Source organism: Bacillus sp. FSL K6-6540 (assembly GCF_038007545.1).
This window is the reverse complement of the sequence record NZ_JBBOXH010000001.1, coordinates 5,728,504-5,752,329: the sequence shown is the minus strand read 5'-3', so window position 1 is coordinate 5,752,329 and position 23,826 is coordinate 5,728,504. Positions and strand designations below refer to the sequence as shown.

Below are 23,826 nucleotides of genomic sequence, written 5' to 3'. Positions count from 1 at the left end.
TTTTTAGACGAAAATATGTTGCATATATATTATATATGACGTATTATATCGGCAAGTAGAGGAAATGCACGCAGGAGGGATCACTATCGAACTGACGACAAGGCAGCAGGATATCGTCGATATCGTAAAAAAACATGCACCCATTACAGGAGATCAGATTGCGGAGATGCTGAATGTCAGCCGGGCCACCCTTCGCACCGATTTATCCAAGCTTGTGGTTCTGGATTATATTGATGCCAAGCCCAAGGTCGGGTACTTTCTGGGAAAGCGGGGAACGCGGGACCGGGAGGAAAAGTTTCGCCTTCTCAAAATGAAGGTTGGCGATCTGCACGGCGTTCCGGTGATTGTGCGTGAGACCACGACGATTCACGAAGCCGTTGTATCCTTGTTTCTGGAGAACGTGGGAAATCTGATCGTTACCGATGCCGACGGCCATCTGGCCGGTATCGTGTCCCGTAAGGATCTGCTCAAGGTAACGCTTGGCAACCCGACGGCCTCCTCCATGCCGGTAAGCCTGATCATGACCCGCCGGGCCAACGTAACAACGGTGCAGCCGGAAGACACGGTGCTGGATGCCGCACGAAAAATTATTAATCATCAAATCGATAGCCTGCCGGTGGTCGTTCCATCCACCACGGGAAATCCGGGGGAGCACTGGAAGGTTGTCGGTCGGATCACAAAAACGAATATTATCAAAATGCTGCTCGACATGGTAGCCGAGGAATAATGGGAGGAATCGGATGAATCAGGCATTAACTCATTTCATAGCAATCTGTTCGGACTCCATCGGGGAGACGGCTGAAGCGGTTGTTCAAGCCACCCTGCGCCAATTCGAGCTTCCGAATACAGAGGTTAAACGTTATATGAACGTTCGCGACGAGGAAGAATTGACCGAATTGATGGAGGAGGTGGCAAGGCGCGGAGGATTTGTGGCTTATACGCTCGTTCAGCCGGAGCTTCGCGAGGTCATGCGGGAAGAAGCCGTCCGGCTCAACATTCGCACCGTGGATATCATGGGGCCGATGATGCAGGCCTTTGCCGACACGTTCAACGACTATCCCAAGCGGCTGCCGGGCCTGCTGCACCGCTTGGACGACAGCTATTTCCGGCGGGTGGACGCGATGGAATTCGCCGTCCAGTATGACGATGGCAAGGATGTCAGCGCCATTTTGAAGGCGGACATCATACTGCTGGGCGTATCCAGGATCTCAAAGACGCCGCTGTCGATGTTTCTCGCACATAAAGGCTACAAAACGGTCAATTTTCCGATCGTGCCGGAGATGTCGCCGCCTTCCCAGCTCAGAGAGGTCACGAACGGCACGATCATCGGGCTTACGATCGAGCCGGAGCATCTTCTCAAAATCCGCAGCGAGCGCTTAAAGGTCATGGGACTGCCGCATCAGGTGCAGTATGCAGCCCTGGAGCGGATCCAGGAGGAGCTGGATTACGCCTTGTCTCTGTACGAGGAGCTCGGATGTCCGGTCATTGATGTCACGGATAAGGCGATTGAGGAATCCGCAGGACTGATTATGAATTATCTGAAATAAGCTGCACCGGTAAGGAAAAAAGCAGAAGGAGGGATTCATTCATGGAGAGTTCATTAGCATTGGAGCTTGTAAGAGTAACGGAGGAAGCGGCGCTGCAATCCGCCCGGTGGACAGGAAGAGGTGACAAGAACAGTGCTGATGAAGCCGCGACGGTAGCCATGCGCAAGCATTTTGATTCCGCAGCGATGGATGGGGTCGTTGTCATAGGGGAAGGCGAGATGGATGAAGCGCCCATGCTCTATATTGGAGAGCGCGTTGGGAACCGCAAAGGGCCGAAGATGGACGTGGCGGTGGATCCGCTCGAAGGAACGGAAACGGTGGCAAACGGGCTGAACAACGCGTTGTCCGTAATTGCCGCAGCCCCCCGAGGCACCCTTCTGCATGCGCCCGATATCTACATGCATAAGCTCGCGGTTGGACCCGAGCTTGCGAGCAAGCTGAGTTTGAATGATCCGATTGAAGTAACCCTTCGAAAAGCATCGGAGATCTTATCAAAACCGCTGTCGGAGATGACGGTATCCATTCTCGATCGTGAGCGACACAGCGCGATGATTAAGGCTTTGCGAGAGTCCGGGGTAAGGATCAAGCTGCTGAGCCACGGGGATGTCATGGGTGCGATCGAGACCTGCACGGACAGTGAGGTCGATCTCTATGTGGGCTCTGGAGGAGCTCCGGAAGGCGTTCTCGCCGCCGCCGCTTTGAAATGCCTGGGCGGAGAAATCCAGGGACGGCTCATACCGGAGACGCCGGAGGATTTCATCAGATGCCAGGACATGGGGTTGGAGCATCCCGAGCAGCTGCTGACGATGGAGGATATGGTAGGCCGCGAAGGCGTATTGTTCGTGGCTACCGGCGTGACGGCTGGCGATTTCCTGCGCGGCGTGAAGTATATGCCGGGTCAGCGGGCCGAAACGCATTCGGTCATGATGTACTCCGGCACGAGAACCGTCCGTTATATCCGCAGCGTCCATCATCTGTTCCAAAGCAATGAAACCTTAGCCGCCGCTGCATCTTCTTGATGGATATGGGCGGCATCGGCTAAATAAAAGGCACTCCAAGGTTAGTCGACCTTCGGAGTGCCTTTATGCGTTGTTAACGGTTTGGCAAATCGTGCGCTCACCCGTGCCTCTTACGCCCGAGCATCAGCCAAGCTCCTCCAAGCACAAGCAGCACAGCGATGACAGGCTGAACGACCGAGAGGTAATTGAGTACGGGTCCGATCGAGAATACCACGAAGAACAGCAGCGACAGGACGGTCAGAATGTTAATCGGGATGAGCAGCCACTTGTTACGCGAACCGAACCAGTAGAACTCGAACAATCCGGCCGCAACGGCAAGAATAAAGCCGGGCCACATCGACCCCCAAGAGTCGAACAAGGAAGCGATTTGGCTGACAATACCGGCTGTGAGCAGAATGCCGCCCGGTATCAACAGCCCGATTCCCTGACGTCCGACCAGCGAGAAGTACATCCAATGAAAAAACAGGCCTAACGGGATCACGAACAGGGTAGGCCAGAACGTGGCAAAGATAGAACCGGCGCCTACGGTACCGCCTTGGTTCAAGAGCAAGTATGCGCCAAGCAGGATGAGCAGAGGTGCTAAGATTGTACGTTTCGTCATACAAACTTCGTTCCTTTCCTTAGATAGATTGATTATTCCAAGAATACCATGCAAGGGATGGGGTGTCCTCGGTCCTTCGGGGAATGTTTCACCTAGACTTTAGTCTAGGATGGACATGTTTAGCCTATTGGCGGCTCGTTTAATAAGTTCCTAAACGTTCTGCTTAGACGAAGGACAGAAAAGACAGTCCTGCAGCAGAGAACAACAAAGCAGAACTGTCTTCGGATATAAACAATTTTATGATGGCTTCTTGGTATACATCAGTCCGACGGTTTGAGGACCGCAGTGGCTGCAAATGACGCAGCCGGCCGTAGAAATGCTGACCTGTCGTGCGCCTGTCTTTTCCTGCAGTTCCTTCTGCAGGAAACGGGCTTCCTCCTCGGCCATGGTATGTACAACAACGATCAGATCATTGTCCATCTTATCCACTTGAGCCAGTGCATTCTGAATCATTTGATCCAGCGCCTTTTCTTTTTTGCCGCGTACCTTGTAAGCCGGGATCATGCCGCCGTCCACGACTTTGATCACCGGACGGATTTTGAGCAGGCTGCCGATGATGTTTTGCATGCCGGAGCAGCGTCCGCCCTTATACAAATAATCCAGCGTATCGACAACGAATTCGCACTCCACTTCGTTTACGGTACGGCTTAATAGCTCCACAATTTGCGGTATGGACGAGCCTTCATTGGCCGCGTGAACAGCCTTCATAACAAGCAGTCCGATGCCGGAGGAAAGATTGCGCGAATCAAACACGGTAACCCGCCCTTCGGGCAGCTCGCCTGCAGCTATCAACGCATTTTGGTAGGTGGAAGAAAGCTCTGACGAAATGCTGAGGAACAGGATATCCTCACCCTGTTCAATCGAAGGCGAGAAGGCCGCAATGAAGTCGGACGGAGAAGGTGCCGCTGTTTTGGGCAGGCTGCCGATCTGATCGACTTTGGCATACAACTGTTCCGGTGTAATGTCGACTCCATCCCGTAAGGATTGTTCTCCGAATACGACGTAGAGCGGAACGATGCCGATATTATATTCGTCTATCCACGAAGGTGGTAAGTCGCAGGTGCTGTCAGCAAAAATTCTAATTTTACCAGGCATGAACATCTCCCTTTATCAACTATTTGAGTCTGTATTACTACTAGAATACCTTGTTTGATCAGAAAAGGAAATGCTCTTGTCGTTTTGAACGCGAATGCGAAGGAATCGCCTAAAAAGCGGGAATTGTGCAACATTAACCCCAGGATTCCCGTTAATCATAATGGAGGTGGTTATATGGCAAAGCGAAAGCGTTGGAGCAAAATAATCACAGCAGCTGCCGCAGCTATGCTGCTCATGGCAATGACGGCATGCAGCGGCGAAGGCCCGACTTCTCAGCCGCCGGCGGATCCGAATCCGGTCGAGGAGCCCAAGTACGAGATTAAGCAAGGAACCGGTACTTACGTAGGTCAAATCGACAACAATTCGATCGAAATCGAGACGGCCGATGGTCCGACCGCATTCCGGCTGGGCGAGGGGATGGATCAGATCATATCCAAACTTCAGGGAGAAGAGTCCGTCTCCTATGAGTACAGGGAACAGCCGGTTGAAGGCGAGGAAGATTTGAAGCAGTTGATCCTCATCAAATTGACGGTTGACAACGAAGGCGGCGGCTCGAGTTCCGAGAACGCTCAGCTTCCGGAAACCAAGGATTTCGAGTTGGAGCTGGAGGGCATGAAAGAAACCAAAACAGCCAAACTGGCCGAGGGTGACGGCTACGCGCTGTATATATTCGATATTTTTTCCTTTGATGCAAAAACCAACAGGCTGACCATGAATGTGGACCAGGATTATTACGCCGAGATTACGAAGCTGCCTTCGGATTACAACGCGGACATTCTCAAGCTTGAGGCGGAGAAGGAGCTTGCGGAGGTTGGCAAAGTCCATGAAGCTGAGGGCAGTGATAGGCACAAAGTCATGAAGGATGCATCCGTGTATATGATAGGCGAAGGCGAGGGCCTCACGAAGATGTACATTGTGGATGAATTTGACGGACAGGGTTATATTTTCCGCGTAAATAACCCTCACCGCGAACCTTCCGAAGGATTTGCTACACATGCTTTTACATCCTTGAGCTCGATTGTTAATCGATAATGTCATGCAAACAGCCCCTGTCGTTTGGCCATAAGGCCAAGCAGCAGGGGCTGTATCGATATTCGAGGGGGTCCGACGTTACTTGGACGTCTCCAAGTATTGCTTAATGAATCGCAGTGCGTTCGCATCGCGTTCCGTGCCTTCGCGAATCCCCGCAAACATTTCTTTCTTCAGGACGGGCAGTTCTTCGCCAAGCGGGCTGCCCATAATATCCACGGCATACACATGCTCCGCGCCGTCTTCCTCATTTGTACCCTTCACCAGCATTTCCGGGGTAAGCAGTTCCTTCAGCTCGCCTTCGACTTCAGCTTCGAGCGGGCGTACCATGCCTTGATTGCCAATCCAATCAAAGGCGGTTTGATCCATGATATACAGATCGGGACGTTCGGTGGACAGCACCAGCAGTGCCTTTTGCAGCATGGCGGCATCCTGCGGATTGTTGGAATCCAGGGGAGGCACGTAGTTAATGTTAACGGTTACGCGTTTCCAATCGGGAAATTGGGCCAAAATCGCGTCTTCGATCGGTTTAAGGTCCTGTCCACCATCCTGGCTCATATAAGAACCGAGGAACATGACTTCCAGGTCAACCGGGGGCAGGCTGGCCAGCCGTTCCTTCTCTGCCTGATGGTTGAAAATGCTGATCACGATATAAATGAGAACGCCCACCAGGGCAATGCCGCCGAGCACGTGGAATTTATAATAACGGAAGAAATGGTCGGTTTTCTCCGCCGTCCCGGCAAACCTCTTGTATTTGCCGTACCGTTTCTGATTCATCTCTTCCAAAGCTTTACGGTTCTCTTCTTCAAGGATGAATTTGTAGGCTTTGGTGAATTCGGCAAACTCGGCTTCGATCTCTTCCGCCCGGTCCGGCTCCCGCCTTTGATGCGAACGGGTTTGGCGCATGAGCAGCGTATATCGGTCGTCAAGCTGTTCCTTGGTTGCATCCTCCGGCAGACCGAGCCGCTCATAGGCTTCTTTCAGTTGGTCCATTCATGTCACCTCTTCTATACTGTGAGAGTTTCCTAGTTACCAGTATATAGCGTAGAGGCAGCAGGTTACAAACGTTTATGAGATGTTACGACGCTTCTCGGCTTGCTATGGGGCAAACTGTCATCCATAAGAGGAAACCATCCAGCTTGGCAGCTTGCCAGGATGGTAAATCATTCATCGATTTCCTGAATGATTGTGAATGTTTTTGAAAGTTTTAGATTGTTTTTTGAGGGGGATATGATACTATATGCTGTAGAGGGGGATTCATTATGCTGACGGAAGAAAGATACCGAATCATATTAGAGCGCTTACAACAGCGCGGTGTCGTGAAGCTGCAGGAATTGGTAGAACTCCTTGAAGCTTCGGAATCGACGGTAAGGCGGGATTTGATCGACCTTGAAGAACGTCAATTGCTAAAGCGTATTCATGGCGGAGCCGCTCTGCCGAGCCCAAAGATACAAGAACCTGGAATTGAGGAAAAAACGTTCAAAAACATTCAACAGAAAAACGCGGTTGCCCGGTTGGCTGCTGCACAGGTTGAGGATGGAGAAAGCATTTACCTGGATGCGGGTACGACCACGCTAGCCATGATTCCGTTCATCGACGCCAAAGACGTCACGGTTGTCACGAACGGTTTATCCCATATCGAAGCGTTGGTCAGCAAGCGGATCAAAAGCTATCTGCTGGGCGGCATGATGAAGATTCATACCAAAGCCGTCATCGGAAGCATCGCGCTGCAAAATATGGACAACTTCCGTTTTGACCGGTGCTTTCTGGGCACGAACGGCGTGGATGCGGAGATGGGCTACACCACCCCCGATCCGGAAGAAGCCTTGATCAAGCGGCGGGCCCACCAGCTGTCCGCTTCCAGTTACGTCCTTGCGGATTCCAGCAAAATCGGAGAGGTTTCCTTCGCCAAATTGCTGGACCTGAGCGAAGCGACGCTGATTACGGAGTCCTTGCCGGAATCATGGAAGAAGGTCATTTCACAGAAAACCAAAATAATTGAGGGATCATGATGATATATACGGTTACACTGAATCCTTCCATTGATTACATCGTGGAAGTTGAGCATATCGAGCTTGGCGGATTGAACAGAATGACCCGGGACATGAAGTTTCCGGGCGGGAAAGGAATTAACGTATCGCGTGTGCTGAACCAGCTGGGAGCCGATAATACGGCTATCGGTTTTCTTGGCGGTTTCACCGGCCGTTATATCGACGAGATGCTCGGCAAGGAAGGAATCCGCACGGATTTCGTGAACATCGCGGACGATACCCGCATCAACGTTAAGCTGAAGCATGGCGGAGAGACCGAGATCAACGGCTTGGGACCCGATATCCGGGAAGACGAAACCAAAGAGCTGCTCCATAAGCTGTCACAGCTTGAAGCCGGCGATATCGTTGTGCTGTCAGGCAGCGTGCCGCCTTCGCTGGGTTCGGACTTTTATGGTCGTCTGATCGAAGCGTGCCGAAAGGGCGGCGCCGAATTCGTCATGGATACCACCGGTGAGGCTCTAATGAGGGCATTGGCCTATAAGCCGCTCCTTGTGAAACCGAACCACCACGAGTTGGCCGAATTGTACGGCGTTGTCATTGACTCAAGAGAGCAGCTTGTGGAGTACGGACGGAGACTGCTTGAGAAGGGTGCGCAGCATGTCCTGATTTCCATGGCCGGAGAAGGGGCGCTGTTCATCACGGCCGATCGGGTCTATCACGCCCATGTTCCGCCGGGTACCGTCCGTAATTCGGTCGGTGCCGGCGATTCGATGATTGCCGGATTCGTCGGCACGCTTGCGAAGGGCCAAGGCCCGATCGAGGCATTCCGGACGGGGGTCGCCTCTGGAAGCGCTACGGCGTTCTCGGACGACTTGGCGGCAAGGGAAGCGATTGATGAGCTGCTTCCTCTGGTTAGGATCACGGAGTGGTGAGCCGCTTCACATCAAATAACTGGTAATGGGCGGTTATGGCGCGGTTATCACCACGAAGATTTCAAGGGAGTGTGAATCACATGAGAATTACGGATTTAATGATACAAGAAACGATGATCATGGATCTGAAGGCGGTCACGAAGGAGGCTGCCATCGATGAACTGATCGGGAGTCTGGCCGCCAGCGGGCGGATCAACGATCCGGTTTTGTTTAAAGAGATGATCCTGAAGCGTGAAGCCGAATCCAGTACGGGGATCGGCGGCGGCATTGCGATGCCCCACGCCAAGACGAAAGCGGTTAACGAGCCGACCGTCGTGTTTGCCAAGAGCAGCGGGGGCGTGGATTTCGAAGCGCTGGACGGTGAGGCGGCGCATGTTTTTTTCATGATCGCCGCTCCCGAGGGAGCGGGGAATACGCATCTGCGTACCCTTGCAGCGTTATCGAGGCTGCTGATCGATGCGGAATTCATCGCGCAGTTGATGAAGGCGGAGACGCCGGCGGAGGTAACGGCTTTATTCGACTCCAAGCAGGCGGTTGAAGAAGCCGCCAAAGCTGAGAGGGAAGCGGCCAAAAAAAGGGAAGCCGCACAAAAGGAAGCGAAGAACAAGCATCGGGAATCCGACATTGCAGCCCCAGCTGACCAACGGGATGTTTCTGCCGTGGCCTCGACTCCGTTTGTGGTTGCCGTAACGGCTTGCCCGACCGGCATTGCCCATACGTTTATGGCCGAAGACGCCCTTAAGAAGAAAGCCCAGGAGATGGGCGTCGAAATCCGGGTGGAGACGAACGGCTCGGAGGGCGCGCAGAACGTATTGACGGAAGAGGAAATACGCAGGGCCTCAGGCGTCATTATTGCCGCCGACAAAAACGTGGAGATGGCCCGCTTTAACGGAAAACCCGTTCTCCAGCGTCCTGTCAGCGACGGCATCCGCAAATCGGAGGAGCTGATCCGCAAGGCGATGGGCGGCGAGGCGCCGATCTACCGCAGCGATGGCGGCGGTGAGCCGAAGGCGAAGGACGCGGAGAAGGGCAGCATAGGCACGAAAGTGTACAAGGACCTGATGAATGGTATTTCGCACATGCTGCCGTTTGTCGTGGGCGGCGGCATTCTTCTGGCCATCTCCTTCCTGATCGAGCAGCTTGCCGGCGAAGATCATCCGCTTTTCCAGCTTCTGCAAACGATCGGCGGAGGAGACGGTGCCTTCCACTTCCTGATTCCGGTTCTGGCGGGCTTCATAGCGCTCAGCATCGGCGATCGTCCCGCATTGATGCCCGGCATGGTCGGAGGCCTGATGGCCCTCAATTCCAATTCGGGGTTCCTTGGCGGTCTTGCGGCAGGTTTCTTGGCCGGTTACGTGGTTATCCTGCTGCGTAAAGCGTTTGCGGGGCTGCCCCGAGCGCTTGACGGCTTAAAGCCGATTCTCTTGTACCCGGTCGTCGGCCTGCTTATTACCGGAACGATCATGTTCTACTTGTTCGATCCGTTCTTTAGCTGGATCAATCTCGGCCTGATTGATATTCTTAACAATTTGGGTACCGGCAACGCGGTGATTCTCGGTCTGATTCTGGGCGGGATGATGTCGATTGATATGGGCGGTCCCTTCAATAAAGCGGCTTATGCATTTGCGATCGGCGTATTCACATCCAGCGGCAACACGAACGGAGCCATGATGGCTGCGGTCATGGCCGGCGGGATGGTGCCTCCGCTGGCCATTGCTCTGGCCACGACGTTCTTCAAGCATAAGTTCACGGAGCAGGAACGCAAATCAGGGGTGACCAACTATGTGATGGGCCTTTCCTTCATAACGGAGGGGGCGATCCCGTTCGCCGCGGCCGACCCGCTGCGCGTACTGACATCCTGTATTCTTGGTTCCGCGGTGGCAGGCGGGCTGACGCAGCTGTGGAGCATCAACGTTCCGGCCCCGCACGGGGGAATCTTTGTCGCTGCTCTTGCCAATCATGCGCTCCTGTTCCTGCTCTCGGTTCTCATTGGTTCGGTGATCTCGGGTGTGCTGCTTGGCGTTTGGAAGAAGCCGCTTGAACGAAAATAGATCAATTACACGGGTTCAGGGTAAGCCATTCAGCTTACCTTCGACCCGTTTTTTCTTTTGACGGCAGGTCCTGATTTTCTGAATAAGAACGCTTAGGAATGGTGTTCCGAACGGGAATAGACGGAGGATCCGCGATTCTCTTGGGGAACAGAATCTATGAATATCCGGATTTCTACTGGGTACGTCATGGTATAATCTAGTCATGTTAGGAACAGGAAGGAGAGAGGACAGAGATGAGAGAACAGAACAGCAGCAGCCGGGGGCCGGAGCAGCTGATCGATGAAATCAACCGGACGTCTGCAGCCGATGGGATGGCGGCCGTATGGTTTTTGGGTCAGGAGAGCGTTGTCCTGAAGGGCGGGGAGGTCGTCATCTATATCGACCCTTATATGTCAGCCGACCTGGAACGCAAAGCCGGATTTCAGCGCGCGTTTCCGGCTCCGCTGCAGCCGGAGCATATTACGAATGCAAACATGGTCCTGATCACCCATGAGCACGATGATCATATGGATCTCGGAACGATTGCGGTCATCGCCAAACAGAATCCGGAAACAGCGTTTGTTGCGCCGGCATGCTGCCATGAAGCGATGCGAGGGGCCGGCGTGGCGCCGGAGCGGCTGTTTGCGGCCGTATGCGATGAATGGCAGCAGTTTGACGGCTTTCGTCTGATGGCGATTCCGGCTGCCCACGAGACTTTGGATGAGCATGAAGAGTTTGGACACCGATTCGTCGGTTACCTGGTGGACATCCAGGGCGTGTTGATCTACCATGCGGGAGATACCGTAGTCTATCCCGGATTGGTGGAAAGGCTGCAGGCGCACTCCATTGATATCGGGATGGTGCCGATCAATGGGGGAGATGCCTTCCGCCGGAAGGACGGCATCGTCGGGAACATGGGCTTCCGGGAAGCCGCAGAACTTGCCGCAGCGTCGGCATTCGATTTGACCATTCCGATGCATTACGATATTTTTCCATGGAATGGAGAGAAGCCGGGGTACTTCGTGGATTATTGCTATGAGAATCATCCGTATATGAAAACCAAAGTGATGGCGCGCACCGAGCGTTTGCTTTATGTAAAAGCCGAATAAGCGATAGACATTCCGATGGAATTTTTTTTCAAATGCGGGACAGCGAGTTCGCAATTTTTCGAAATGACAAGCATATGAATAAGACATGCCTTTATAAATGGAGATGTGGGATATGCTGTCATTTCGAAAACATGTCATTATTGTGATCGGAAGCTTTCTGATCGCGATGGGGACCAATTTTTTTCTTGTCCCGCATAAAGTTCTGGATGGCGGAGTTATCGGGATTGCTCTGATCGCCAACTACGTGTTTGACCTACATATCGGATTCGTTATCATTTTGTGCAGCATCCCCATGTTTATCGCCGCCTGGATGTTAAATCGCGAAATCTTTTACAATAGTCTGTCAGGCATGCTGATATCTTCGTTTGTCATCGATTTGCTCTCCCCGTTGCAAACGGATTTTTTGCGTTTTTTTGCTCCCCATGTGATTATCAGCGCGCCCATAGGCGGTGCGTTGATCGGAGCCGGGCTAGGATTGATGCTGAGGAATGATGCAAGCACGGGCGGAACGGATCTGTTGGCTCATTTTCTGGCAAGGTATTTGCCATTGAATGTAGGCGTCATTATTTTGCTGATGGATGCCGTCATCATCGGATTCGGCGGCGTTCTGCTCTCGGGAAGCACCTTCGTGTACTCCATTCTGACGATTGTTGCAGGCGGTTTTACAACAGGCATGATTACACAGAAACGATGGTTCGGAAAGAGAAGGATCTAATAACAGACAAGCCTATCAAGATCGACTTGATAGGCTTGTCTGTTATTTATGAAGATGAAACATGCAGCGAACGCCATCTATGAACTACTACGGCATGTGCATAAAGATTATTTATGGGAGGTTTGAGCTTCCTTAAAGGCGTGGATATAAGCACGGGCCTTCTCCGTAATCAAATTGAAGTCTCCGCTCTTAAGCGCGTCTTTGGTCAGATCGGACCCGATTCCGACCGCGAATGCCCCGGCCTTGATCCATTCATGCAGATTGTCCAGATTCACGCCTCCGGTCGGCATGATATTGGCCTGCGGCAGCGGGCCCTTCAGAGACGGTATGACGGACGGAGAGTACAGATTACCCGGGAAGAGCTTAACGACATCGACGCCAAGCTCAAGCGAGGCCACGATATCATGGACGGTAACGGCACCCGGCATGACCGGAATGCGATATCGGTTGCAGAGCATAATCGTATCGCGGTCGAACCCTGGGGAGACCACGAACTCGGCACCGGCCAGGATCGTGATTCTGGCTGTTTCTGCATCCAGAACCGTACCGGCTCCGATGATGGCATAGTTGTCCGCTTGCGGGTCTTTGGAAGAGTACATTTTGGATAACGTCGTAATGGCTTCCGTAGCGAACGGTACGGTCATGGTCACCTCGATGACCTTGATCCCGCCTTCAATCGCGCGTTTGGCAATCTCTACAACCTCATCGGGAGAATCGCCGCGCAGGACCGCGACAACGCCAGCCTGATGGATCTGTTCGATCAGTTTCAATTTTTTCATGTTATACACTCCTTCTTGATCTATGCATTCTATTAGATGATGGCTTGTATCCAATCATAGCGGGTCAACGTTCGATATGAGCGGCATTTCCTCGCCGCTGCTGAACTTCTTCCCAGGTCGGAAGCGCTTCCCAGTCACCTGGGGCTTGGATGACCAGGGATCCGGTTAATCCGCCTAGGGACAGGGCCTCCTCCGGTGTCCAGCCTTTGGCGATGCCTGCCAGGAAGCCTGCGCAGAAGCCGTCTCCCGCGCCAACGGTATCCACTACGTTATCCACACGCTCAAAAGGAAGGGAGTAGGTCCCGGTTTCCCGAACAATAACGTTGTTTCCGTCGAAACTCTTGATCACGGACATGCCGGGGAGCTGACGCAGACGGTCCAGGATCACCTGCTCGTCCTCCGTTTCGAACAACAGCTTGCATTCATCATAGCCAGGAAGGAAATAATCACAGCTTTCGGCAAGCTCCAGCAATACGGGGCGAGCCTCCTCCATGTTCCACAGCTTCAGCCTGAGGTTCGGATCAAAGCTGATCTGGACGCCATGCGTTTTGCATACGGAAATGACATGCCGTATCGTCTCCAGGCAGCTGCTGCTTAAGGCGGCGGTGATGCCCGTGAAATGAAGGATGCGGGCCTTGGCTATGTATTCGGAGTCTACATGGTCCGGCGTCATTTGGCTGGCGGCAGAGCCTTTGCGGTAGTAATAGACGGAGGATTGACCGCGAACGTTCTGTCTCAGCATAAGACCGGTCGGTGCCGCATCCGTTTGTCTGGCGCTGGAAACATCGACCCCTTCACCTCGAAGCGTTTTCAAAATGCCGGTTCCGATCGGATCGTTGCCGAGCTGGCCGAACCATCCGCTGCTGCAGCCAAGCCTGGAAAGCCCGATGGCGAGGTTGCTTTCGGCGCCGCCGAAGGACTGGGCCATGGTTCCTCCCTGGCCAATGCCCCGTGTGCCTTCGGGATATAATAATCCCATCGATTCGCCGAACGTGATGACATCGATAGGACGCATATCATTATTCATAGAATTTACCCCCTTATATACAGTCTCCGTTATTAACACTTTACCCTGATGGTGATGATAACTCAATAAAAAATAACACAATGTAAATAACCTCCTATCCGGGAAAGATAGGAGGTATGCATGGGCTTTCAGCATAGGAGAAAGCAAAAAAACAATGCTTAGAAACCTTTATACTGAGGCTCTTCCTGTTCAAGCTGCTGAACCCGCTGGGCTACTTGGTCTACGACTTGCTGCGTTTGTTGTGCCGCGGTAGTGAACAGATCCTTGGCATTTTGATCTTGCGTAGACAGCGCAAATTGCTCAAGGCTGGCCTGAGCGCTTTTTAAGGATGAGAGGCATGTTTTCACATCGGAAGCTACGGTCATTGGTTTTTATCACTCCTTTCATGCGTAATAATGTACGCATTTTGGAGAAGAACATGCATGAAGCATGGCAAGGAAAATAATGGTGTGATTTCAAATAGGATAATTGACAATAATCTATATAGTGATTGCTAAGTCATTACATCGAAAGGAAGGTCGTTGTTGTGCCTCAATGGTTGGAAATCGTACTTAGAACCGTATGTGCCGTGGTCGTGCTATTCCTGATGACGAAACTGCTTGGGAAGCGTCAGGTGACACAGCTATCTTTTTTTGAATATTTAACAGGGATCACGATCGGTAGCATAGCTGCCTATATATCCTTGGATCTGGAAGCAAACTGGTATTTAGGACTCGTGGCTCTGGGCGTCTGGGTTGCCTGCTCGCTTCTCATCGAATTCCTGCAAATCAAGAGCAAAAAAGCAAGGGATTTTATCGATTTTAAATCAACCGTGCTCATTCAAGGCGGCAAGATATTAGAAGAAAATTTAAAGAAGGAAAGGCTGTCGACCGACGAGCTGATGCAGCAGCTACGCAAAAAAGACGTGTTTCAGGTCGCCGACGTGGAATTTGCCATCATGGAATCCAGCGGTGAGATCAATGTCCTGCAGAAGCGCGAAAGTTTGCCTTTGACTCCCAAGGATCTAGGTATACAGGTAGCCCCGGAAAAACCTGGGCAGGTTGTGATCATGGATGGCGAGGTCATGGATGAACCGCTGCGCGTCTCGGGCTTCAATCATGGATGGCTGGTGGAAGAGCTGGACAAGCAGGGCGCCAGGATCAAGGACGTATTCCTTGCTCAAGTCGATACCTATGGACAATTAACCGTCGATTTGTATAACGATCAGATCCAGGTGCCCCAAAATGAGGAACGGAAGCTCTTGTACGCAAATTTAAAGAAATGCCAGGCGGATTTGGAATTGTTCAGTCTCAGCACGAAAAGTAAGAAAGCTAAGAAAATGTATGAGGAGAGCTCCAAACGGATGGAGAAAATTTTAGCGGATGTACAGGCGATTCTGAAGACGTAATGGATGTCGCCGAGTCATAAATCCGCAAAAACCGGAATAGGATATTTTTGTGTATCACAAAAGGAGCCGGTTGCCGCCGACTCCTCGTACAGCAGATCTTCGCCCGCAAGGTGGATATTTGCTTGCAACCAGACGTAAGAAATAGATTCATCTGTTCCAGGACGGGTCTATTTCTTATTATGGAAGGCAAGGATCGAAACGACCAGAGTGGCGAACGAAATCATTAAAGCCAAAGCTTCATTCACGCCCATGCCGATCACCTCCTGCTGCCACCCTTGCTTAGCTGGTCTACTGTACTATATAATATGCCAATTGCTTACAATAAAAGAACCTTTTTGTAGGAAGCGCTTACATAAAATGTTGGTTTTTTGACGAGATCAGAAAGCATAAACATCGGTTAGGTATCATACTTTCCGAGAAAATTTCTCCTTAACCATGTTGATCCATAAGATGGGAGCGGCTGACGGCCGCTCTTTTTCATGTTGAATTTCAAAGACGAACAGGATGGAAGGGGGGGATTACAAGTTCTAGACTCTCAAGCGGTTTTTTGGTCAGGCTTTGGTCTTGATTTTGGTTTACGCTTACGTTTACGGAACAGGGAGGCAATCCAATAGAAAATCGGGATTAACTCCATGAGAATGAAAAATACCGCCATCCCGAAGGAATTGAAGTCTTGCTGAAAAAGGATCGGATTTTGCGAATACTGGTACGCAATTACGATAGCGGTTCCCCCAATGATCGCGATCAGGGGACCATCCATTTGCTTCAGGTTAAGGAGTTTCGCCATACACCTTACGCTCACGTGGATAAGAAAGGCACTGTGGAAGAACATCGAGCTGCTCCATAACCCAATGATCAGCGGATCGGAATTGCCGAGGAACCCGCTGGCTGCACGCATTAATTCGACGAGCGGATACTGCATCTCGCGCCCTAGATAGGGGCCGAAATTCAGCAATGCCGATGCCCATTGGAGCATTACGCCTATGGTGACCAACAGTCCTGCCGCAGCAAGGTTGCGAAAGGATTTCTTGTTGAATTGGATATAAGGAGCGAGAAAGAGGAACACGATCCATTCCGCGAAGAATGAAAGACAGAACAAACTGTCCTTGATCGCCGACTCATAATTGTGATGCCTGACCATCGCGATCATCATATCCCAATGCGCTTCCTTGAAGAAAAACATATTCATGGCAACAATGGCAACAACGATGACAAGAAACAGCCCGTCGGAAATATAAATCATCGTCTCCATGCCCCACCTGGCGGTAACCATAACGACCAGGCCCACAATCAGGAGGATGAACCACTGGGGAGATTCCCGCATGTAATTGGTATCGAAGAATAACGTGAAACCTTCGATATCCATCCCTATGTAATTGATAGACCAGAAGAATACCAAAGCGACGATCGGGAAGTGAATCCATTTGCTGACCAGGGCACTGCCAAAATTGATCCAGGGTTTCCGAGGATCCCACAGCCCGAGTTTCAACATAAACCACAAGAAGACCAAACTCATCGCATAACCACCCAAAATCGCAGCCCATCCCAAATATGCCGAGTTCCACAAGAGAGGAGTGACTAGAAATCCCGTAGGTATGGCGTTTAGATAGACAAATCCGAAACGAAACAGCTGCCAGGGAGTATTTCGCATGTTGGGTTCGTACATCCTTTCCGATTTTAAGTTCTTATAACTTATCCAGCCAACCGAACAGCAGCATAATCAGATGGTTGGGGGTCAGCCACTCGCGAGAGAACAAGGCGAATATATTCCAAACGGTACATGCAAGGATCAGGATGAGCATCGTCCACTTTTCGCGGGATCCCTTTGCCTTTTTCTTCGCGACATACCATTCCGCCAAGGCGTATACGAGAAACAGAAGAGCGAGCATCGGTCTGCCTCCTTATTTCAGTTTCGATTTGAGTATGGCCCCGAAGTTCCGTACCTTGATGTCGGCATCCACCTGGATCTCCACTTCGTTTTTGTAATAGTCGGGCCAGTTGGAGCGAACCTGATGCCAATGATCCGGATAGTTCCAGTCCACCAGCATCCCGAGCTGCAGAATGTCTGCTCCTACTCGTTGCGAAGTATGAAGGGCCTTTCTTAGATGACTTGCTATTTGATCATTGAGCTCATGCTCTATGATCTCTTTCGCCTGGAGGGTATCCAACTGCTTTTGATTTTTTTTGTATACGACATCTCCCGTTCCTTTTAACTTTATTGTGAACACTGGATGGCCAGAAACCATGCGCACGGATTTGCTAGAACTGGTTGAAATCAGGAAAACGCTGGCCTTCCCTTTTTCATTCCATGAAACGGTATATAGGGGGGCTTTTAATTCGTTCACTCCCCAGCTGACGGCAAGCGACTCCTCCATAGGAAGGGTGGCAACCAGCTTATGATTACGGAACAGCGCCGTGCCTTGAATTCCCGTCCACGGCTTAAGCTTCTCTTGGTCAGCGACCATGGGTTTCATGCCTGCCGCCAAATAGGTCAGGGCATACCCTTGATTGCCCGACTCGGCATAGAGGCAATCCTTCAGGTTCGTGGTGATCATGTTGTGCTGGTCCGCAAACCGGATGAGCACCTCCGAAGGCATCTGTTCAAAAACCGGCGTCAGCTCGGCGACTTTTTTCGCGTCTCCGGGCGCAACCATGATGTAAATGCTCATATTCGTTGTGGGTTCCCGTTGGAGCCAATCCATCAGATCCTCTAATCCGGCTTCCGCGTAGCTCTTGCCAACGACAACAACCTTAGTGTGGCTGAAGTCGAAACGCCGTGAAAGATCCCGTTGGATCAGGTGGAGGGCATCCTGCACGGTGGTGGAGGATTTGGTTACCATGGCATACGGATCTCCGCCGCCCTTTCCGCCTGCTTGACGCCCGGATGTGAGCCGATTCGGCAAGGGAGCGCTGATCGTCACTTCCACGCTATCGTCTTGCGGACCCTTATTCACGTACATGGCAAAAACGAAGGTTTGTTCATTGATCTCAACCTTGGTCATATTGAAGCCGCAGCCTGTCAACAACGATAATGGCAGCAGAATCTTCAACCATTTGAGTAGAAGCATTATCGTTTTCGTCTCCTTAAATTGTTGGATGATGCATAGGTTTTAGGCCTGTTCTTCATCAGCATGGACGGCGCCCGCACAAAGGTGTCCTTCCATTCCGATAAGACAAGGGGCGCAACGGGCTGCAGATACGGCGTATTAAATGACTTCAAGGAAGCCATATGTCCATACACCAGGAAGGCGGCCGTAAATACGCCGATCAAACCGAGCGTCCCCCCGAGTATAAGGATGGGAAAGCGCAGCAAGCGGAACGCCAGCCCCAGTTCGAAGTGCGGAATGATGTAAGATGCGATGCCGGTAATCGAAACCACGATGACCATGGGGTTCGATACGATCCCCGCTTCCACCGCGGCCTGTCCGATGACAATGGCGCCGATGATGGATATCGTCTGCCCGACGGGCTTTGGGATACGGGTCCCGGCTTCCCGCAGCGCTTCAAAGGTCAATTCCATGATCAGCGCCTCCGCTAAGGCGGAGAACGGTATGTTTTCACGCGATGCGGCTAAGGTGATCAGCAAATCGGTTGGTATGATGGATGGCTGAAATGTTGTGATAGCGACATACAGGGCAGGCATCAATAATGAAATAATCGCGAACATGAACCGGACGATCCGAATCCAGCTGGAGGAGAAGAAGCTGTGATAATAATCCTCGGACGACTGCAGCAGGGAAAATAGGGTGACGGGCACGATCAGCGCCGACGGCGTTCCGTCCTGCATGATGCCCACCCGGCCTTCAAGCAGGGATGCCGCAACGGAATCGGGGCGTTCCGTGTACTGGAACTGAGGAAAAGGGGATTTTACGCCGTCCTTCATTTGCTCAGACAAGGTGCTGATCCCAAACGTCCCGTCGATGGACATGCTGCTTAGCTGCCGGTCCACTTGAGCAACGATTTCCGGCTTGCACAAGCCGTCGACATACACCATATACACGGCAGTCTTGGAATAGTCGCCGATCTGGTAGCGCACGGTTTTGAGATCCGTATGCTTGATTTTGTGCCGGAGCAGCGATAGATTCGTGCCGATGTCTTCGATAAACGCTTCCTGCGGTCCGTTCACGACCAGCTCGTTCTGGGATTCGGAAACCGACCGCTTCTGATACAAGACAATGTCGAATAAATAAGCCTCGGCCAGCTTATCCACAATTATGACGGCCCTGCCTTCAACGATCATATCGGCAATATACTCGGCCGAGGAAGAACGCTCGAACGGAACCGACAGCATATCTCCGCGATCCATGCGGTCAATGAAATCAAGGAAATCATGTTGAACCTTCGCAGCTTCTTTAATCAACGGTTTGACGATGTATTCATGCAGGGTGCTGATATCCACGATAGGTTCAATGTAGATGACGGTACACGTTGATCCATGGAGACGCAAGGATTGGTAGATGACATCTTCGCAATGTTCCAGCCGCATTTTAACAGGATCGAGCAGCGCGGGCCGTACCTTCGATTTCATTGAAACTTCCCTCCTTTGCCGGTATATAGTAAGGCTCATCCTCTTTAGAATGCCGTACTTTTAGCAACTTATACCGAATTTTCCAGAGATAACAGCTCATACCTGAAGGGGAAATCACGAATAGACCGAGACAATTAAGCTTGAACGGTATAAATAAAAAACGCCCGGAATAGGATTCCGGGCGTTTTTACAGAGGGAGCTTCGGCCTAAGGCTTCGATTTTCCTCTACGAATAGATTCTTTGATCTTGTGGAGCAAAGGTTTGCGGTAGACGGAGAGCATGATTCGCAGCAAAATGTAAAGGATCAGCGTAGATAGAACGCTGTTGATCAAGGCGCCGACGAGAAAGTTAACGCCCATGTCGCCCAACCTGCCGAAATGGTCCGTTTCAACGATATAATCCGTCTCCGGAACGGGAACCGTGAGCGCATCTTCGATTTCGAAGGTTGCGGGAAACGTAGTGAACAGGTGCACAAACACGCCGATTCTATAGTTTAGATAGAACAGGATCGGCCACAAGACGGAGCCTGCGGAAGCTGCAAGGAAGGCGGAGGGGATGTTTCCCCTTACCATGCGAGCCAGCAGCGGAGCCAGCAGCAGATCGATGCCAAAGGTGGGATACCAGCAAGGAAAGAAGCCGACGGCAAAGCCGAGAGCGATTCGATGATCGCTATTTTGCATGCGAAGGGTCCGGAGAATATAGTATTTCAGTCGTCGAATGTATTTATGAAGCAAAACCGTTTCCTCCTGCAGGTACTGATGGGATATAAATATACTGGGATCTCTTGCGCAGCATTCTATGGGATCCTGTTTATAATAGGAAGAACTTTCAAGAATTATATAGTAGACGCTCGCAAACCGTCAATCCAAAGAAGTTCGCAACGGAATATATGCGTGGAATATTACTTTGACACGCGTAGTAATGTGCGTTATATTATACCCATTCCATCCGTTAGGAGGTTCGGTTATTTGATTGAACCCTTACATAACAGTGACTTGATACGCGGCAATATTGATACCTTTATTTTGCGTGTGCTATCAGACGGAGACAATTACGGCTATCAGATCATTAAGGAGATCGCGATCCGGAGCGGGAATCGATTTGAACTGAAGGAGCCTACATTGTATTCAAGTCTGAGGAGGCTGGAGAAGCAGGGATTGATACGCTCCTATTGGGGAGAAGAAACTCAGGGCGGGAGGCGTAAATATTACAATCTCAGCCAGGAGGGAATGAAGCGCTTGCTGCGCAACCAAGAAGAATGGAAGGCGGCACGCGAGATTATCGATGTTCTGATCGGAAACGGAAAGGAGCTGAAATAGCAATGACCAACAGGCATGATCTGGAGATTTTTGTGGATCGCCTATTCGCGAATCAACGCAAAACCAAGGAAGTTGTGGATCTGAAGAATGAGGTTCTCAGCAATTTGGAGGCGCGGGTCACGGATTATATGGAGAACGGCATATCATATCAGTCGGCGATCAGTCTGGCGATCGAAAATATGGAAGACATCGAGGCTCTGATTGACGATAACCAGAAAATCTACAGCTACCGTTTCCGTCATGACCTCCTTCAGAGCGCTCTTATTTATTCTTTGCTGGCCTGGATCGCTACCATTCCGGCCCGGTTTTTGCCAAACGGGATGTGGGTAAACACGCTCCTCCTCTGTTTGGCAGCATTAACCGGTGCGGCGTATCTTTCATTGTCACGGCATCTGAAACGATATGAAAAGCAGACAGCCGTCATCAATGCAGGAAAATTGAACCAATGGAGCAAGTGGGCATGGTGGCTGTGGTCGATATTTATCGTGGTTATCTCCATGTATACCTTCGTGATTCAATACGGCAGCGATATATGGTTTGGGCGAGAACTGTCGGTCGACGGGCCTTATTCGTTCTACGTGACCGTCATGCGGTATGTGATCCCGATGACGTCGGTCATCATTCCGCTGCTGGTCCAGAAAGCTTATAAACTAACGTTTCAACTTGAGGTGAAGGAACCATGAGCAGAAAGAATTGGCTGATCGTTGTCCTGCTGCTGATCGGCATCGGGGGCATGACGGCCCTGGAGGGTTACATCAAGCCCAAGGCAAATGAACAAGCGGTTCAATATGAAGCGGAGCAAAATGATCCGTTGACGCACGATATACGGAATTCGCTGAACTTCGCCAGCCCATACATGGGCAATGCCGGGAACCTGATCAATTTGAACGCTTCGCTTCCGATGCGTGACATTGAGCGCACATTTCAGCTGTATCCGGAAGAATTGACGGCCGAGCTTCGGTTCAAGTCCAGGGTCGGCGATCTGAAAGAGGACAAACTGAAGAAGATGCTGGTCTATAATTCCACAGCGAATTTTGCCATGATTGATAATTTGGATACATTGATCTTCAAGTTTGAAGACCGGTCTTTCACCATCCGTCGGGACGAGGTGGAGGCATGGTATGGCATCGGGACAGGTCTTGCATCATTGCGGGAAGCCGTGACATGGGAGAAGGAAGTACAAGCCCGTCTTCACGATAACAAGTATGTAAGTGAGTATGTAGAAAACCTGATCGAGATCAAGTTTCTATAGAGATAAACCGGAGGGGAGTGAACGTGATGGGTTCAGATCAACGCCAATTCATCCTGGGCGCTTTTCTGATGAATTACGGCCATCATATTGCTGCATGGCGGCATGCCGATTCGGCAGGGGTCGGGGCGATGGACTACGATTTCTATAAACGCTGTGCCCAAGCAGCCGAACGCGGGAAATTCGATATGGTATTCCTTGCGGACAACAACTCGATCCCGTTGATCGAGGATTTACGGACGAATGTCAGTTTTCTGCAGCCTGAAGCGCTCACCATGCTGAGCGGCCTCGCCGGGGTGACGGAACGTATTGGATTAGCCGGAACGGCATCTACAACCTTCAACGAACCCTACGCATTGGCAAGACGCCTGTCCACGCTGGATCATATTAGCGGCGGCAGAGCCGCATGGAATGTGGTGACCTCCACGAAGGATGCGGAGGCACGCAATTTCGGCTCGGCAGAATTAATGGAACACGAAAAACGGTATGAAAGGGCGGAGGAATTTCTACGAGTCGTGACCGGATTATGGGACGGCTGGGAGGACGATGCCCTTGTGTTGGATCGGCAAAAGGCGGTCTTTGCCGATACGGCACGGATTCATCGGGCGCATCATGAAGGTGAGTACTTCAGGGTGGAAGGGCCCTTAAACATGCCGAGATCTCCGCAGGGGAGGCCTGTCATCATTGAAGCGGGAACCTCGGCTGCCGGAAGAAGGCTGGCGGCTCGAACGGCTGATGTCGTGTTCACGGCCTGCGAGAGTAAGGAAGATTCGATCAAGTATTACCGCGAGTTTAAGGACTTGCTCATGGAGTATGGACGGGAGAGGGAAGAGGTAAAGGTTTTGCCGGGATTGTTGATCTTCCTCGGAGAGAGCGAAGCCGAAGCTTTGGCGTATCATCGAACATTCAGCGAGCTCATTCTGCCGGAGGCAGGGGTGAAGTATTTATCCCAATTGCTGAATGCGGATTTGACCGGATATCCGGTAGACGGCCCGCTGCCCGATTTGCCGCGGGAAGGAAACAGCAGCCGGGCGATCATGATTATGGATATGGCCGCGAAGTCAGGGATGAGCATTCTGGAGCTCGGCCGGCATTACGCGGTGTCGAGGGGACATATGACGATGGTTGGCACTGCGCGGCAAGTTGCCGATATGATGGAGGATTGGTTTCGCAGCATGGCCTGCGATGGATTCAACATTATGGCCCCTCTCCTCCCGAGCGGGCTCGAACAGTTTGTGGAGCGCGTAGTACCGCTGCTTCAGCAGCGGGGGCTGTTTCGCGAGGATTATGCGGGCAGAACGCTACGGGATCATCTCGGGCTGATCCGGCCGCAAACCCAACATGAAAAATAATTGACGACAAAATTAGACGGTGTTATAATCCTACTTAACATATCGGAAATGATAGAATTAGAGAATTTGTTTATCTACCGAACCAACGGAGATAAACGAGAAGTTCGATTCTAAAGG

26 protein-coding genes are annotated in these 23,826 nt (G+C 51.5%); 14 read left to right on the top strand and 12 right to left on the bottom strand.

Annotated elements, in window-relative coordinates:
- Positions 1–64: 64 nt before the first annotated feature.
- From MHH82_RS25555 to glpX, 3 genes are read left to right on the top strand one after another with little or no spacing between them, the layout of a single operon-like run.
- Positions 65–727 (top strand): helix-turn-helix transcriptional regulator, encoded by a 663-nt coding sequence (locus MHH82_RS25555; RefSeq protein ID WP_009595798.1) that lies wholly within the window; start codon positions 65–67, stop codon positions 725–727.
- 13 nt (positions 728–740) lie between these two features.
- Entirely contained in the window at positions 741–1,547 is an 807-nt protein-coding gene (locus tag MHH82_RS25550; RefSeq protein WP_009595762.1) for a pyruvate, water dikinase regulatory protein, read from the top strand.
- A gap of 41 nt (positions 1,548–1,588) precedes the next feature.
- The gene (gene glpX, locus MHH82_RS25545; RefSeq protein WP_015737094.1) at positions 1,589–2,566 is read left to right on the top strand and encodes a class II fructose-bisphosphatase; all 978 of its coding nucleotides are present in this window, start codon (positions 1,589–1,591) and stop codon (positions 2,564–2,566) included.
- Between the two features lie 97 nt (positions 2,567–2,663).
- On the opposite strand, the gene MHH82_RS25540 is transcribed toward glpX, so the two are convergent.
- Positions 2,664–3,167: a hypothetical protein gene (locus MHH82_RS25540; RefSeq protein ID WP_009595848.1), complete on the bottom strand. Its 504-nt coding sequence runs from the start codon at positions 3,165–3,167 to the stop codon at positions 2,664–2,666.
- Between the two features lie 237 nt (positions 3,168–3,404).
- A complete protein-coding gene (locus MHH82_RS25535) occupies positions 3,405–4,262 on the bottom strand; it encodes a DegV family protein (protein WP_015737093.1) in 858 nt (285 codons plus the stop codon).
- A gap of 174 nt (positions 4,263–4,436) precedes the next feature.
- Between MHH82_RS25535 and MHH82_RS25530 the strand changes: the two genes are divergently transcribed.
- On the top strand, positions 4,437–5,294 hold the full coding sequence (locus MHH82_RS25530) for a hypothetical protein (protein WP_340968426.1): 858 nt from the start codon (positions 4,437–4,439) through the stop codon (positions 5,292–5,294).
- 78 nt (positions 5,295–5,372) lie between these two features.
- On the opposite strand, the gene MHH82_RS25525 is transcribed toward MHH82_RS25530, so the two are convergent.
- Complete coding sequence (locus MHH82_RS25525; RefSeq protein WP_015737091.1) at positions 5,373–6,284, bottom strand: molecular chaperone DnaJ; 912 nt, start codon at positions 6,282–6,284, stop codon at positions 5,373–5,375.
- Positions 6,285–6,553: 269 nt separating this feature from the next.
- Between MHH82_RS25525 and MHH82_RS25520 the strand changes: the two genes are divergently transcribed.
- From MHH82_RS25520 to MHH82_RS25500, 5 genes are all read left to right on the top strand, one after another.
- Complete coding sequence (locus tag MHH82_RS25520; RefSeq protein ID WP_015737090.1) at positions 6,554–7,303, top strand: DeoR/GlpR family DNA-binding transcription regulator; 750 nt, start codon at positions 6,554–6,556, stop codon at positions 7,301–7,303.
- Positions 7,303–8,214, top strand: coding sequence for a 1-phosphofructokinase (gene pfkB, locus MHH82_RS25515; protein WP_015737089.1), 912 nt, complete (start codon positions 7,303–7,305; stop codon positions 8,212–8,214). The genes MHH82_RS25520 and pfkB overlap by 1 nt, the downstream gene beginning before the upstream one ends.
- A gap of 80 nt (positions 8,215–8,294) precedes the next feature.
- Positions 8,295–10,265: a PTS fructose transporter subunit IIABC gene (locus MHH82_RS25510; protein ID WP_340968421.1), complete on the top strand. Its 1,971-nt coding sequence runs from the start codon at positions 8,295–8,297 to the stop codon at positions 10,263–10,265.
- A 233-nt stretch (positions 10,266–10,498) separates the two neighbouring features.
- Positions 10,499–11,353: an MBL fold metallo-hydrolase gene (locus MHH82_RS25505; RefSeq protein WP_015737087.1), complete on the top strand. Its 855-nt coding sequence runs from the start codon at positions 10,499–10,501 to the stop codon at positions 11,351–11,353.
- A gap of 112 nt (positions 11,354–11,465) precedes the next feature.
- Complete coding sequence (locus MHH82_RS25500) at positions 11,466–12,068, top strand: YitT family protein (RefSeq protein WP_036659917.1); 603 nt, start codon at positions 11,466–11,468, stop codon at positions 12,066–12,068.
- Positions 12,069–12,175: 107 nt separating this feature from the next.
- On the opposite strand, the gene MHH82_RS25495 is transcribed toward MHH82_RS25500, so the two are convergent.
- The 3 genes from MHH82_RS25495 to MHH82_RS25485 all read right to left on the bottom strand — a co-directional run bounded on the left by MHH82_RS25495 (position 12,176) and on the right by MHH82_RS25485 (position 14,239).
- On the bottom strand, positions 12,176–12,847 hold the full coding sequence (locus MHH82_RS25495) for a bifunctional 2-keto-4-hydroxyglutarate aldolase/2-keto-3-deoxy-6-phosphogluconate aldolase (RefSeq protein ID WP_096776389.1): 672 nt from the start codon (positions 12,845–12,847) through the stop codon (positions 12,176–12,178).
- Positions 12,848–12,911: 64 nt separating this feature from the next.
- Positions 12,912–13,874, bottom strand: coding sequence for a sugar kinase (locus MHH82_RS25490; RefSeq protein ID WP_015737084.1), 963 nt, complete (start codon positions 13,872–13,874; stop codon positions 12,912–12,914).
- Positions 13,875–14,032: 158 nt separating this feature from the next.
- The gene (locus MHH82_RS25485) at positions 14,033–14,239 is read right to left on the bottom strand and encodes a DUF1657 domain-containing protein (RefSeq protein ID WP_009595791.1); all 207 of its coding nucleotides are present in this window, start codon (positions 14,237–14,239) and stop codon (positions 14,033–14,035) included.
- Positions 14,240–14,400: 161 nt separating this feature from the next.
- Between MHH82_RS25485 and MHH82_RS25480 the strand changes: the two genes are divergently transcribed.
- Positions 14,401–15,261 (top strand): DUF421 domain-containing protein, encoded by an 861-nt coding sequence (locus tag MHH82_RS25480; RefSeq protein WP_015737083.1) that lies wholly within the window; start codon positions 14,401–14,403, stop codon positions 15,259–15,261.
- Between the two features lie 167 nt (positions 15,262–15,428).
- On the opposite strand, the gene MHH82_RS41710 is transcribed toward MHH82_RS25480, so the two are convergent.
- The 6 genes from MHH82_RS41710 to MHH82_RS25455 form a co-directional block, all read right to left on the bottom strand.
- Positions 15,429–15,512, bottom strand: a complete 84-nt coding sequence (locus MHH82_RS41710; protein WP_223260591.1) for a putative holin-like toxin — start codon at positions 15,510–15,512, stop codon at positions 15,429–15,431.
- Positions 15,513–15,796: 284 nt separating this feature from the next.
- The gene (locus MHH82_RS25475) at positions 15,797–16,912 is read right to left on the bottom strand and encodes a GerAB/ArcD/ProY family transporter (protein WP_015737082.1); all 1,116 of its coding nucleotides are present in this window, start codon (positions 16,910–16,912) and stop codon (positions 15,797–15,799) included.
- A gap of 34 nt (positions 16,913–16,946) precedes the next feature.
- Positions 16,947–17,150, bottom strand: coding sequence for a hypothetical protein (locus tag MHH82_RS25470; RefSeq protein WP_015737081.1), 204 nt, complete (start codon positions 17,148–17,150; stop codon positions 16,947–16,949).
- 12 nt (positions 17,151–17,162) lie between these two features.
- A complete protein-coding gene (locus tag MHH82_RS25465; protein WP_015737080.1) occupies positions 17,163–18,329 on the bottom strand; it encodes a Ger(x)C family spore germination protein in 1,167 nt (388 codons plus the stop codon).
- A complete protein-coding gene (locus tag MHH82_RS25460) occupies positions 18,329–19,789 on the bottom strand; it encodes a spore germination protein (RefSeq protein ID WP_015737079.1) in 1,461 nt (486 codons plus the stop codon). The genes MHH82_RS25465 and MHH82_RS25460 overlap by 1 nt, the downstream gene beginning before the upstream one ends.
- A 206-nt stretch (positions 19,790–19,995) precedes the next feature.
- Positions 19,996–20,523: a DUF2062 domain-containing protein gene (locus tag MHH82_RS25455; protein WP_009595805.1), complete on the bottom strand. Its 528-nt coding sequence runs from the start codon at positions 20,521–20,523 to the stop codon at positions 19,996–19,998.
- Between the two features lie 234 nt (positions 20,524–20,757).
- On the opposite strand from MHH82_RS25455, the gene MHH82_RS25450 reads away from it, so the two are divergent.
- From MHH82_RS25450 to MHH82_RS25435, 4 genes are read left to right on the top strand one after another with little or no spacing between them, the layout of a single operon-like run.
- Positions 20,758–21,108 carry a PadR family transcriptional regulator gene (locus MHH82_RS25450; RefSeq protein ID WP_009595802.1) on the top strand — a complete coding sequence of 117 codons (351 nt, stop codon included), beginning with the start codon at positions 20,758–20,760 and terminating at the stop codon, positions 21,106–21,108.
- Between the two features lie 2 nt (positions 21,109–21,110).
- Entirely contained in the window at positions 21,111–21,791 is a 681-nt protein-coding gene (locus MHH82_RS25445; RefSeq protein ID WP_015737078.1) for a permease prefix domain 1-containing protein, read from the top strand.
- Positions 21,788–22,360: a DUF4825 domain-containing protein gene (locus MHH82_RS25440; protein WP_145036875.1), complete on the top strand. Its 573-nt coding sequence runs from the start codon at positions 21,788–21,790 to the stop codon at positions 22,358–22,360. Before MHH82_RS25445 ends, MHH82_RS25440 begins: the two co-directional genes overlap by 4 nt.
- Before the next feature lie 26 nt (positions 22,361–22,386).
- Positions 22,387–23,709 (top strand): LLM class flavin-dependent oxidoreductase, encoded by a 1,323-nt coding sequence (locus tag MHH82_RS25435; protein ID WP_340968408.1) that lies wholly within the window; start codon positions 22,387–22,389, stop codon positions 23,707–23,709.
- Positions 23,710–23,826 lie beyond the last annotated feature (117 nt).